Annotated in this window: 13 protein-coding genes; 5 read left to right on the top strand and 8 right to left on the bottom strand. The window is 46.1% G+C overall.

Annotated elements, in window-relative coordinates; translation table 11 throughout:
• Window positions 1-34: 34 nt before the first annotated feature.
• Window positions 35-1,117, bottom strand: coding sequence for an acyltransferase family protein (locus ACH3Y6_RS13370; protein ID WP_490836118.1), 1,083 nt, complete (start codon window positions 1,115-1,117; stop codon window positions 35-37).
• A gap of 116 nt (window positions 1,118-1,233) precedes the next feature.
• On the opposite strand from ACH3Y6_RS13370, the gene ACH3Y6_RS13365 reads away from it, so the two are divergent.
• Entirely contained in the window at window positions 1,234-1,629 is a 396-nt protein-coding gene (locus ACH3Y6_RS13365; protein ID WP_490836117.1) for a hypothetical protein, read from the top strand.
• 32 nt (window positions 1,630-1,661) lie between these two features.
• On the opposite strand, the gene ACH3Y6_RS13360 is transcribed toward ACH3Y6_RS13365, so the two are convergent.
• The 4 genes from ACH3Y6_RS13360 to ACH3Y6_RS13345 all read right to left on the bottom strand — a co-directional run bounded on the left by ACH3Y6_RS13360 (window position 1,662) and on the right by ACH3Y6_RS13345 (window position 3,751).
• Window positions 1,662-2,216, bottom strand: coding sequence for a hypothetical protein (locus ACH3Y6_RS13360; RefSeq protein ID WP_490836116.1), 555 nt, complete (start codon window positions 2,214-2,216; stop codon window positions 1,662-1,664).
• A gap of 226 nt (window positions 2,217-2,442) precedes the next feature.
• On the bottom strand, window positions 2,443-2,622 hold the full coding sequence (locus tag ACH3Y6_RS13355; protein ID WP_490836115.1) for a hypothetical protein: 180 nt from the start codon (window positions 2,620-2,622) through the stop codon (window positions 2,443-2,445).
• 27 nt (window positions 2,623-2,649) lie between these two features.
• Window positions 2,650-3,042: a hypothetical protein gene (locus tag ACH3Y6_RS13350; RefSeq protein ID WP_490836114.1), complete on the bottom strand. Its 393-nt coding sequence runs from the start codon at window positions 3,040-3,042 to the stop codon at window positions 2,650-2,652.
• A 382-nt stretch (window positions 3,043-3,424) separates the two neighbouring features.
• The gene (locus tag ACH3Y6_RS13345; protein WP_490836113.1) at window positions 3,425-3,751 is read right to left on the bottom strand and encodes a hypothetical protein; all 327 of its coding nucleotides are present in this window, start codon (window positions 3,749-3,751) and stop codon (window positions 3,425-3,427) included.
• A 298-nt stretch (window positions 3,752-4,049) separates the two neighbouring features.
• Here ACH3Y6_RS13345 and ACH3Y6_RS13340 point away from each other — a divergent pair, with 298 nt between their 5' ends.
• The 3 genes from ACH3Y6_RS13340 to ACH3Y6_RS13330 all read left to right on the top strand — a co-directional run bounded on the left by ACH3Y6_RS13340 (window position 4,050) and on the right by ACH3Y6_RS13330 (window position 7,266).
• Window positions 4,050-5,204 carry an acyl-CoA dehydrogenase gene (locus ACH3Y6_RS13340; RefSeq protein ID WP_490836112.1) on the top strand — a complete coding sequence of 385 codons (1,155 nt, stop codon included), beginning with the start codon at window positions 4,050-4,052 and terminating at the stop codon, window positions 5,202-5,204.
• A gap of 135 nt (window positions 5,205-5,339) precedes the next feature.
• Window positions 5,340-6,521 (top strand): hypothetical protein, encoded by a 1,182-nt coding sequence (locus ACH3Y6_RS13335; protein WP_490836111.1) that lies wholly within the window; start codon window positions 5,340-5,342, stop codon window positions 6,519-6,521.
• A gap of 70 nt (window positions 6,522-6,591) precedes the next feature.
• Entirely contained in the window at window positions 6,592-7,266 is a 675-nt protein-coding gene (locus tag ACH3Y6_RS13330) for a YggS family pyridoxal phosphate-dependent enzyme (protein ID WP_490836110.1), read from the top strand.
• A gap of 75 nt (window positions 7,267-7,341) precedes the next feature.
• Here the strand turns inward: ACH3Y6_RS13330 and ACH3Y6_RS13325 are convergent, their stop codons facing one another.
• The 3 genes from ACH3Y6_RS13325 to ACH3Y6_RS13315 are packed head-to-tail and all read right to left on the bottom strand — an operon-like array spanning window position 7,342 to window position 12,118.
• Complete coding sequence (locus tag ACH3Y6_RS13325; RefSeq protein WP_490836109.1) at window positions 7,342-9,261, bottom strand: S9 family peptidase; 1,920 nt, start codon at window positions 9,259-9,261, stop codon at window positions 7,342-7,344.
• A 27-nt stretch (window positions 9,262-9,288) separates the two neighbouring features.
• Window positions 9,289-10,572 carry an amidohydrolase gene (locus ACH3Y6_RS13320; RefSeq protein ID WP_490836108.1) on the bottom strand — a complete coding sequence of 428 codons (1,284 nt, stop codon included), beginning with the start codon at window positions 10,570-10,572 and terminating at the stop codon, window positions 9,289-9,291.
• 28 nt (window positions 10,573-10,600) lie between these two features.
• Complete coding sequence (locus tag ACH3Y6_RS13315) at window positions 10,601-12,118, bottom strand: serine hydrolase (protein WP_490836107.1); 1,518 nt, start codon at window positions 12,116-12,118, stop codon at window positions 10,601-10,603.
• A 177-nt stretch (window positions 12,119-12,295) separates the two neighbouring features.
• Between ACH3Y6_RS13315 and ACH3Y6_RS13310 the strand changes: the two genes are divergently transcribed.
• Window positions 12,296-12,724 (top strand): YqaE/Pmp3 family membrane protein, encoded by a 429-nt coding sequence (locus ACH3Y6_RS13310; RefSeq protein ID WP_490836106.1) that lies wholly within the window; start codon window positions 12,296-12,298, stop codon window positions 12,722-12,724.
• Window positions 12,725-12,730: the final 6 nt, after the last annotated feature.

Raw genomic sequence — 12,730 nt, 5'->3', positions numbered from 1 at the left:
CAAACCGGCGCTGAGCCAGCCGAATTTTTACTGCTTATATCCGGAAGAAAATCTTTTTCTGGTACAGAAAATAACAAAGGCTCCATTCCAGTGAGAATACACAGAGTGCAGAAAGAATATGACTCAAGGGTGCGGGTGTGTTTATCCACGACAATACACCGTTACTGATGGTGCTGATATATTCCGTGAACCATCGGTTACCTACGATCTCGATAAACAGGTAAATGAACAGGGAATTCATGCCTACCGTGGTAAAAAATACCAGGTATTTGCGATGATCCCGTATATCGATCCACCAGTAGCAAACTGCCAGGCCTGCCATACACCAGCCCAGGGATGCCAGTACGAAAGAACTGGTGGCAATACGTTTGATAATGGGGGTTATGCCCATGGCATCCAATGCAAATCCTGCTACCAGGCAAAGCAGGGCCCAGATTAGCAGGTTCCGGATGATGGTAGTTCCACCCCGCAGGAGCATTTTTCCTACCAGTGCACCTGCAATGGTATGTACGGCAGTAGGAATGCAATTAATGGCCACCCAGCCGCCTTTGTTGATCTTGTGCATGAGTAACCAGTCAACATAATTGCCAAAATTATGCTGGTCGGTAAAAGGCTGGTCAAAACCCGGAATATGGGTAAACCGGTATAATACCTCCGTTAACAGCAGCAATCCGATACATACCAGTATCTGGACCCGGGTATTGAACCCAAAGATCAGGAAAGCAACCAGGGTGGTGAATGATAGCTGTGTCAGTACATCCCATAACTCGAATGAAAGTCCTGTTTTACGTACAGCATAATCCAGCACTCCCCAGAAGAATAACCAGCCACAGCGTTGCAGGGTTTTACGGAATCGCTGCAGCCAGTTGTGCCCGGCTTCCTGCTGCCGGGTAAGCGAATATGCCATGGCAACACCGGCCATGAACATGAATGCAGGTTGCACCAGGTCCCAGAACCGGAGTCCATTCCAGGGGTGGTGAAAAAATTGCTGTACCCATCCGTTCAGAAATGTATTGTCTGAGGCAGTAGCAAGGCTTTCGTAAAGGCCTGCACTTTCCAGTACTAGCAGTACCATGATGAGGCCCCGCATAAAATCGAGGGATAACAATCGTTTCAAACTAATAGATTTGAGGGTAAGCAGTTAGAACATGAATATACAAATAACTAACGGTGAGTTGTACACGCCGCTAAGATTTTGTAGGAATCAAAACTTTAGATAGTTTTAGCCGGATTATGAGCAGGCTCCGGAAGATCTCTATCATTTTACTTACCATATCCAGTTTCGTCGGTATTTTCCGGGGTGCCAGGCTGATCAATACTGCATGGTTCCCGGATATCCTATTTCCTTTTCCGGAAGAAAAAATTGCTGACTCACTTTTCTCCAATTATACCATACTTGGTTGGATTTTGCTATGCCTTGTAGGGCTTTTCGGTTTGGTGACCTTGTTCTGTACAGTCTTCAAAAAAAAAATATATCCTTACCTGATCATTATTCAGGGAATTTTTATCTCTTTTCTCTCGTTAACGCATTTGTTGTATTCCAGTTTCAGTCCCATTCATTTGTTTACCATTCCGATAGGCGTTTCTACGATCGTGATCGGGGTGATGCAGACTCCTCGTGAATTCTAAGCGGTGATAGATTGCTTTCTTTCGGGGGCGCCCTAAAAAATAAAACCCAGCTTGACGGAAAGCTCCGGGTTTACCAGTGGCAGTGTAAAGTAATCAGGGCCAACTACTGTGTGCTTATTTCCTGCTATCCGGAAACTCAGGCCCGCCCAGGGGGAACAATAGAAGCGCTTCCTGACAGGAAAATGGTGTCCTACGCTGCCATTCCATAACCAGTTATGGAAACCCGCTTCTGCACCACTGCTCTTGCTGATGATGCTGCTTTGCCAGAAAACAGGGCCAGATCCTATCCACCAGCCTTTCCAGCCGGGTTTCAGAAAATAATCTGCCACCAATGCATAGGCATAAATATGGTGATGGGTGAATGCAGGATTGGTAGTAATATCCGGTTTATGCACATTAGCGGTAAGCACGCGTAACCGGAATTGGTCTTTTCCGATCCAGCTGGCGCCAAAATAACCTCCCAGGGCAAAGGGCAGTACATCCAATTCCAGGCCTGCCTGCCATTCGGTTACGGTGCTGTCTCTCTTGTTTTGTGCAAAAGAGGATAGGGAATAACATACTACGACCAGCAGAATCCATTTTTTCATAACGGAAAGCTACCGAAGCTGTCGCAGACGAAATATGATATTGGTCAGATGGTATCAGCGTTTTCTGCAGGCCCGGGTAGCCGGCATTGCTGTACAGATCGCTACATCTCCGTACATGACTGATTTTACATGAGTTTTATCAACCGTGAAATGCACTAACCTAGTATATAATATCCTATTTCAAGGTGGGGCTTTATCACTCTTGTTGTATTCTGCGGCATCAGGCTTACCTGCCGAGTTTTGCTTCCAACACCTGCAACTGTGTTTCAAGATAGGCGATGCGCTGCTGGTTGCTGTGTGAGCGACGCGAGAGACGGTACATCCAGATGATCATCAGTACAGGTATCAACATGCAGAAAAGAGATACGAACAAGAGAAGTAATTCCTGGTAGGCGAGGTTTCCCATGGTAGCAGTTTCGGTTGGTTAGATAGATCAGGATTTTAGGAGGATATAATTTTTCATTTTCAGTTCTGTCATCAGCAACAGGATATCTGAAAGGTCTTGGTAGTTGATGTCGGGTGTAACAATGATCCTGAACCCGGATTGGTTAATACGGGTGTCGCGAATCAGTATTTGCCGGGCTTGTGCATAAGGCAATACCTGTTTTTGTCCTTCAGAAATGCGTACAATGGCTTTTTTCTCCAGCAGGATACAGTTTTTATAATCGGCTCCTTCTGCTTTCTGTGCATCGTTCAGGTTCTCATATAGGGTAGTGGCTCTGGCAGATTTAACGTTACTGTAAAAGAAATAAGTACCACCTACCATCACAAAAAAAATAATGAGCAGGACAAACAGCATGGCTTTTACCAGGTGATGGGGTTGCATAGAATACGGTATTGGAAGGTTACTAATTGGGCCGTCTTGAGACATCACTAAAACAAAGCTATCCAAATAAGCTAAGTTTTATAAGGGGAAAAACCCCGTATTTTTTTCAGTATAAATACGGTCAGCCTGTCGAGATGCATCATCCGTTAAGTGTGGATGTTATGTATGGCTACTTTTTCTGTAAAGGCAAAATGAGCTCATCTTTTTTGTCTTTTGAATAACATATTTTCTTCATTTGTACTGCTTACAATCAGGTCATTTCCATTTTGAACTACCCAATAAAAAATATAGTAATACAAGGGAATTCCATGAGTTGGCTTATCACAATAAGTACAATCAATCAGGGATCCATCAAGAAGGGTGTGTCCATCGAAATTGCGGATTATATTTTTACAGAATAATGATAATAACCACCGGCTGTAGTATCCACCAGTTTTTTTGTGAGCCTGTCATTAATGAATTTAACGGGTATTTTACTGATAGCTATGAAGCTGTCGGTGATGCACAGTGTTACTTCATAGTAGAACTGGTTTTTGATTATTTTAGTATCCGGTTTGCCGATGATCGACAATATCTCTGATGAATAACGTATCGGAAATCTTTCATACCCTATGTATTTCCCATTCAGCAATTGTCCATCCGCCATCGACATGATACAAAATGAGAACAGGCTGAATAATACCAGACGAACTGATCGTCTATTTTTCATAAATGCAGGTTTTGATATTGTTAATTTCCGGTAACCCAGAATACAGAGGTTTCGATTCTCATCTTGCATCTCATAATATCTGTCACAGTCAATCCTAAAACTAAGGGTTCAATAGGTATAGGAGAAGGGTGTTTTCCCCGTTTCTATGTTGCCACCCCGTATGCCGTACAAGTGAGTTACACAACTCCGATGACCAAAGTGGATAAGCTGGTGATAGAAACTATGGATAAAAAATTTCATCACATTGCAAATCCTAACAGTTGTTAGTGTAAATTTGTATCACAAAAATATTTTACCGATGCATTTTGAACTGTCCGAAGAACAATTGATGATCCAGAAAGCGGCCCGTGATTTTGCCCGTAATGAATGTTTACCTGGTGTGATCGAACGTGATGAACACCAGAAATTTCCCCGTGAACAGGTACTGAAACTGGCCGAACTGGGATTCATGGGTATGATGGTTAGTCCAGATTATGGCGGTTCCGGTATGGATACCCTCAGTTATGTGCTGGCCATGGAGGAGATCAGTAAAATCGATGCCAGTACCAGCGTGAGTATGAGTGTGAACAATAGCCTGGTGTGCTGGGGACTGGAAGCCTATGGTTCCGAGGAACAAAAACAGAAATACCTGACCCCGCTGGCCCAGGGCCGTAAAGACGGGGAATTATACATCGGCGCCTTCCTGTTAAGTGAGCCGGAAGCGGGTAGTGATGCTACCAGTCAACGTACCACTGCCGAGGATAAAGGTGATCATTACCTGATCAATGGTACCAAGAACTGGATCACCAATGGATCTTCCGCATCGGTATATTTGGTGATTGCACAAACGGATCCCGCAAAAGGAAGTCATGGTATCAATGTTTTCATTGTTGAAAAGAATACACCCGGTATTGTGGTGGCCGCCAAAGAGAACAAGCTGGGTATCCGAGGTAGCGATACGCACAGTATCATGTTTACCGACGTGAAAGTTCCCAAAGAGAACCGGATCGGCGAAGACGGTTTTGGTTTCAAGTTTGCCATGAAAACGCTGGCCGGTGGCCGTATCGGTATTGCCTCGCAGGCATTGGGTATTGCCAGTGGCGCGTATGAACTGGCATTGGCCTACAGCAAACAGCGTAAGGCTTTTGGAAAAGAGATCATGCATCACCAGGCTATCCAGTTCAAACTGGCCGATATGGCCACCAAAATCGAAGCGGCCCGCCTGCTTTGTTTAAAAGCTGCCTGGGAAAAGGATCATGGCCACGATTATACACTCAGTTCTTCCATGGCCAAGGTCTTTGCTTCTGAAACAGCCATGTGGGTGACCACGGAAGCAGTGCAGATCCATGGCGGTTATGGTTTTGTGAAAGAATACCATGTTGAGCGACTGATGCGTGACGCTAAGATTACCCAGATCTATGAGGGAACCAGTGAAGTGCAGCGGATCGTGATTTCGAGGAGTATCCTGAAATAATTGATTGTACGGATCCGCAGATGGCGGATCAAAGGATGATACATGCTAGAACGCTGGTTGCTGTTTTTTAACGGACCAGCGTTTTTATTTTGTGACTCATGGATTCATAAGGGGTCAATGCGCTAATTTTACAATATGACGATGTTTCGGCAAATCGTATTCCTGTCTTTTTTGTTGTTGTCAGATCGTGTTGTGGCACAGGATAGCGTTTTGATGACCCAGTTACTTCAGCGATTGGAGCAGTTACAGGCAAAGGAAAGCAGCGTGTTTCCCAAAGGCATGTTCCCTTCCTATCGTATGTATGCATTGAACAGAGACCGCGACAAAGCCGATGTCAACAATTTCTTTACCGGACTGATCGGATTTACTTTGCGTGACCTGAGACCTTTATTCAATGCTTCCCAGCAGATGATCGCAGACAGGATCGTGAACAACAGTTTGCCGGTATATCCCAAATTTGAGAACCGAAAGGGTAGGAACACCTATAATTTCTGGCCAACAGATACTCCACGAATATTCCCTAACGGAGGTTGGCTGAACCTGTTTGATAAACCGCAGTCGTTGCCGGACGATCTGGATGATACTGTGATCATGCTGCTGGCCTTGCAAGCCCCCGATTCTGTTGCCCGGAAAGTGCACGCATTGATGCAGGCTTTCACCAACAATGGTGTAAAACCGGTAAAGAATACATTTAAAGCGTATCGTAATATAGGCGCTTACTCCACCTGGTTCGGTAAAAAAATGCCGGTCGATTTTGATGTATGCGTACTGGCCAATATCCTGTATTTCGTTCAGAAATATAACCTCGAATGGACAGCCGCTGACAGTGCCAGCCTTCAGCTGATTGAAAAAGTGCTGAGTGACAAAAAACACCTTACTGATGCCGCCTACGTATCGCCGCATTATGGTAAGCTGCCCATTATATTATATCACTTGTCAAGGCTGATGACAGTAAAGCCGATACCCGTACTCGAACAATACCGGACAGCGCTGATCGTCCAAACCAGGGAAGCTTTGATAAGTACAAACGATTTTATGGAGCAGGTAATCCTCTATACGTCCTTAATGCGGTGGGGCGTTCAGCCGCCGTCAATAAAAGTACAGCAGGCAAATAGTTTTAGGGAGTTAGTGGAAGAAGGCCCTTTCTCGTTTTTCATTGCCAATATGGCTTCTATGTTGCCTGATCCCTTTAAACAATGGGTGAGTGGAACCGGGGTCGGGAAATTTTATTACGATTGTGATGCGTATAATAATCTTTTGTTGCTGGAATACCTGGCGTTGAAAAATACATTATTGGATCTGCAGGTAGGGGAATGACAGATTCGGGTAACTCATCACGAACCGTCTATCATATAGCTGAGGATCCGTTATTCTAAAATACTATTGTATGGCAGTGAACATTGAAAAATACAACGAGATCAAAAAGGAACTTGGGAGGGTGACCCTGGTAGCCGTAAGTAAGACCAAACCCAACCAAGACATACAGGAATTGTATAACCTGGGCCAGCGTGATTTTGGAGAAAATTATGTGCAGGAACTGGTAGATAAACAGGCGGTTTTACCGAAAGATATCCGCTGGCATTTTATCGGCCATCTGCAGACCAATAAGGTCAAATACATAGCTCCGTTTGTGCACCTGATACATGGGGTGGATAGTTTCAAACTTTTACAGGAGATCAATAAACAGGGGGCTAAACATAACCGTATCATTGATTGCCTGTTACAGGTGCATATTGCACAGGAAGAAACCAAATTCGGGATGGATGAGACCGAACTGGAAGAAGCACTTGCTGCTGCCGCTGGCTTGTCTCATGTTCGTGTGTGCGGATTAATGGGAATGGCTTCCTTCAGCGATGACCAGGAAAAAGTCCGTAATGAATTCAGACTGCTGAAAAAGCTGTTCAATAAGATCGGGGAGTGGCCGGTAGTGAATGGTGAATGGGCCCTGTTAAGTATGGGCATGAGCGGCGATTATACCATCGCCGTAGAAGAGGGAAGCACCCTGGTTCGCATAGGCAGTTTACTTTTCGGCGCAAGAATATATCCTGATAAGGGAATTTGACAATGTGAAAATGTGCTAATTTGAAAAGAAACAAGGATATCCATTTTCAAATTAGCACATTCCCAAATTCTCAAATTACTTCAATGTTTCATCCAGCCATTGATAGAACTCACGCTGCCATACCAGTGCATTCTGGGCACTTAATACCCAGTGGTTTTCATCAGGTATATACAGGAAACGGCTTTTGATGCCTTTTAGTTGTGCAGCCTGGAATGCCTGCTGCCCCTGTTCAATGGGTACACGATAATCACGTCCGCCCTGGATAATCAGGATCGGGGTATTCCATTTCTCAACAAAATTGCTGGGCGACTGTCCAAAAGAACGTTGGGCAACTGCATTGTTCTTATCCCAGTAAGGGCCGCCTTTTTCCCAGTTCTCAAAGAACATTTCATCAGTAGTGCCATACATGCTTTTGAAATCAAATACACCATCGTGGGAGATAAAGGTTTTAAAGCGTCCTTCATGTTGACTGGCCAATGCAAATACAGAGAATCCGCCAAAGCTGGCGCCTACGGCACCTAAACGGCTTTTATCCACAAAAGGTTCTTTGGCAACGGCATCAATGGCGCTCAGGTAGTCCCTGATCACCTGGCCGCCCCAGTCCTTACTGACTTCTTCGTTCCATGCTGTACCGAAACCAGGCATACCCCGGCGTGCAGGCGCCACAATGATGTACCCTTGCGAAGCCATCAGCTGAAAGTTCCAGCGGAAGGAATAGGACTGTGTTAAAGGGGATTGTGGTCCTCCCTGGCAATACAGCAGGGTGGGATATTTTTTGGCAGGATCAAAACCCGGCGGATATACCACCCATACCAGCATCTGTTTGTTATCGGTAGTGGTCACAAAACGACGTTCTGTTCTTACTTTGTTGATCCCGGCATACGCTGCATTGTTCACATTCGAGAACTGTGTTAACTGGCCGTTCAGCAGATTTAGCTTGTATATTTCAGAAGCCCGGTTCATATCGTTTCGCGCCACAAACAACATATTGTTGGCTTCACCAATAAGGGCACTGATGTCAAAATCTCCATTGGTCAGTTGGGTGATCACAGGCGTACTGTTGGTGGCCAGTGCATCGTTCACACGAAACAACTGCAGGGTGCCATTGATGGGGGCGATAAAATAGATACTGTCGCCTTTACGGCTCCAGAGAAAACTCTCCACATGAATATCGTCCCTGTGTGCAGTGAGGTTCAGCTTTTTCTTACCGTTGCTGACGATAATATCCTGTTTGTCGGCCTCATAACCGTCTCTTTTCATCTGCAGCCAGGCCAGCTGTCCCTTGCTGTTGAAAGCCGGATTTACATCATAGCCTTTATTCTCTTCGGTGAGGTTCCGAGTTTTGCCGGTTTCAGCATCATATTCATACAGGTCGGTATTGGTGCTGACTGCGTAGTCTGTTCCAAATTTTTTCTTGGCAACATATACCAGGTGCTTTCCGTCGGGGTTCCATACAAAGTCTTCATCGCCACCAAATGGTTTGGTGGGGCAATCAAATGGCTCGTTGAGCTGGATGTCGTTGGCTTTTGCAGGATCGGGTTTGCCGTTCACTACCGGTCCAACAAATACATGGTCGAACTTTCCGTCTTCCCAGGTATCCCAGTGCCGGTAGTTCAGTGAATTGTAGATGTATACATTCGATTTCTTGAGGTCCTGGTATTTGGCCGCGCCGGTCACTTTCATCACTTCCACGTTACGGGCTTCCGCAAAGAACCTGTTGTTGGAAGAGATCTTGGTGTTGACGAGGAAACTGTCCGTATTCGGTATCTCGAATGCTTCCCCGCCACTGGCGGCAATGGCATAGAACTTACGCGAGCTCTTGTTCTCAGCAGCATTGGGTGTGCTTACCTGGTATACCACATACTGGTTGTTTTTCGAGATGCCCAGGCCGGTTACCCTTCCGAATTTCCAGAGTTGTTCGGGGGTGAGATTGGTCTGCGCGAACGATAGTGTCACTATCGCACTAAGAATCGTTAAGGATATTATTCGTTTCATGGGGCAATATTTCAATGAGTGAATGTTTTATTTGGATTTGCCGTAGTCGAATACGAGTTGGCAGAAGGTTTTTACGCCTACGTCCAGTTTGCTGTCATCGATCACAAAATCGGGTGTATGGTGACCGGGGGCATTTTCCTGGGTGTATCTGGCATCACGGGCGCCCAGGTAAAAAAAGAACGAGGGTGCTTTGGTACCATAAAAGGAAAAATCTTCCGCACCGGTATCCCAGTGATGTAATACTACGTTACCATCGCCGGCAGCTTTCTGCAGAGAAGGCAGACTTTGTGCCACCAGTTGGGGATCGTTATATGTAACCAGTGTTTTGGTATCGATGGTCACTTCTGCGGTGGCGCCATAGGCTTCTGCCACCGATTGGGCCATTTTCCGGACACGGTCGTGCACATCTTTCTGCATATCGGCATCCAGTGTGCGGATGGTTCCCTCCATTACAGCTTCTTCGGGAATGATATTGGGGCGAACACCGGATTGTATCTTACCCACAGTGAGGATCACAGGTGCTTTGGTGATCTGCGACTGGCGGCTTACGATGGTCTGCAGGTTCTGTACGATGGCGGAGCTGACCACGATCGGGTCAACACCCAGCCAGGGAGAAGCGCCATGTGTCTGGCGGCCCTTTACTTTGATCACGAACCAATCGGAAGAAGCCATGAAGGCTTCGGGTTTATAATAGATCTTACCGGGATCCAGGCTTGCCTGGATATGTATGCCGAAGACCGCATCCACTTTCGGGTTGTCGAGGGCACCTTGTTTGATCATCAGGGGGGCACCGCCTTCCTCGGTGCCGGGAGGACCTTCTTCGGCAGGCTGGAAGAGGAATACGACCGTTCCGGGAACCTCTTTTTTCATTTTAGACAAAACCTCAGCTGCTCCCAGCAACATGGCGATATGTGAATCATGTCCGCAGGCGTGCATAACACCAACGGTCTGTCCATTGTATTCTGAGGTAGCGGTTGACTTAAAAGAGAGGGCATTTCGTTCGGTGACCGGTAAGCCGTCAATATCGGCACGTAGGGCTACCACCGGACCGGGTTTGCCGCCCTTCAATACACCTACCACTCCGCTACCTGCAACACTTCTTGTTTCGATGCCGAACTGTTTCAAAGTGGCTTCGATCTTTTTGGCAGTATTGTACTCGCGGTTCGATAATTCCGGGTACTGGTGATAGTACCTGCGCCATTCAATTACTTTGGCGTTTTCATCTTTTACCAGCTGCTCATAACCGGCAGGCAGGTTCTGGGCCGAAGCAGCCACACTGAACAGTAAACAGAAAGGGATAATTTTTTTCATGTGCTAAATGGATATAGAGGTAATTGATTTATTTTTTAATGAACAGGTAGGAATCAAACTCAACAAAATCACTGGCTTTGATATCTACTGATTGCACCTTGCCGTGTTCAGTCCTGAACTTTACAGGAAAGATGCCGAAGGCAGGGTTGCTGTACGCCAGTAACCATTCCTCTTTGTCCATATACTGCAGGGTGGCGGTCAGGTTATTGTGACTGTTGAACTTGATCAGCAGATCATTTCCCTTGGGTTTAATGCTGATGGTTCCGTAAACCTCATTGCCATATTCACCGGTATAGGCCGAAATGGGTAAAGCGGTCGTATTTCCTTTTACCCGTTCTTTCAGTGCAGCCAGGTTTTTTATCGCCTGCTCGGTTTCTTTCTGGTGACCAGGTAACTGCTGTTGGCTTCTGTTCACATATGCTACGCCCAGGTAGGCATCCAGTATCTGGTAACGCAGCGCTTCAAAGAAGTTCTGGTTATCGTTGTTGGTAAGAATGGTGATCCCGAGTTTCTCTTCGGGTACAAAACAGGTGTTGGTCACAAAACCAAATGCCCCACCCGTATGCCAGAATACCTGTTTTCCGTTATAATCCGTCATGAACACACCCAGACCGTAACCGGTATAATGACTGGGATATAAACTGCTTTTACGGCTGGAGATGGTTGTTACCATATCCCTGGTTCTGCGGATCACCTGCCAGGGAAGTATACGCTGGCCTTCATAACGGCCGCTGTCGAGCTGCAGCAGCAGCCATTTTGCCATATCTTTTACATTACTGATCATACTGCCCGCCGGACCAAGGTTGTCAACCTGGTCATAAGGAAGCTCATGTAACTGCCCGGTAAAAGAAGTAGAGTAGGGGCGTGATACATTGGGTCTTTGTGCAATACCGGTGGTAAGCATATGGGTATTTTTCATACCGAGCGGCATCAGTATGCTGTCGTACACATATACTTCCCAGGGCTTGCCGCTTACTTTGGGTATGATTTCTCCTGCTGTTAAAAAACAACTGTTGCAATACCCGAAATCCTGCCGGAACTGTCCCTCCGGTTTGAGTGTCCGCATCCGCTGAATGATCTGGCTCCGGCTCAGGTTCCCGTCCCAGAAAGTGAAATCGCCCTGGAAGGTCCTGGTGCCAAGATGGTGCGTAAGCATGTCTTTGATGGTCACCATCTCCGTGGTGTTATTGTCATACAGCCTGAAATCAGGAAAGTACCGGGTAATTTTATCGTTGAGAGAAAGTTTTTTGTTGTACTCCAGCTGCGCCAGCGAGGTTCCGGTGAATAATTTACTGTTGCTGGCAATCATGAACAAGGTATTCTCGTCTACTTTTTCGTGCGTAACGATATTACTTTCTCCATACCCTTTCATATAGACCAGTTTGCCGTCTTTCACGATGGCGATGGCCAGTCCGGGGATCTGCCAGTCCTTCATGCCGTTTTTGATATAGTTCTCCAGGCTGTCGCTCACAAAACGGGGTGTCTGTGCGTTACCGGCAATAACAAACAGGGATAAGATCCATACAAATAGAACCGGCTTTTTCATGGCAATCATTTAGATAGGGAAGGTACAAATTTGCAGGCTTCAACCACGCAGGGAACCCCTTTATTTAGAAGCCTTGTCTGCCGTTTGATGTGTAATTGTGGATTAGTTGGTTGCAGGGTTTCCATTTATTTGCTACTTTGCTTCAGATTATTATAATCATATCCAAAATCCGTATCTATGAAAAAATGTACACTGTTACTCTGTTCTTTCTCCCTCTTGACTTCCGTTACCCTATCTGCGGCCAGTACCGAAACAGAACCGGTAAAGACAGGCAAAAACGAAATAATAGCTAAAAAAGAAGTGGTGCTGGATGATGTGGTGGCCACCGATGCGCTGCGTGAGTTCCGTAGCCTTTCCCGGGTTGACCGTAAAATGCGTCTCCATGAAGCCAAAACCAAACTCAGGGAATTAAAAGCCATGAAAGCAGCCGGAGAAGATGTAAGCACCAATACCGTACTGCTGGCCGTCCTTGCCGTATTATTACCACCACTGGCGGTTGGACTGCATGAACATGAACTGAACGGAAAATTCTGGTTAAGCGTACTGCTTACCCTGCTGTTCTGGTTACCGGGTGTGATTTATGCGTTGATCGTAGTACTGAGTTGAAATGAA

This window comes from Sediminibacterium sp. FW305-C-269 (assembly GCF_058231045.1).
This window is presented reverse-complemented; position numbering and strand designations above follow the sequence as displayed.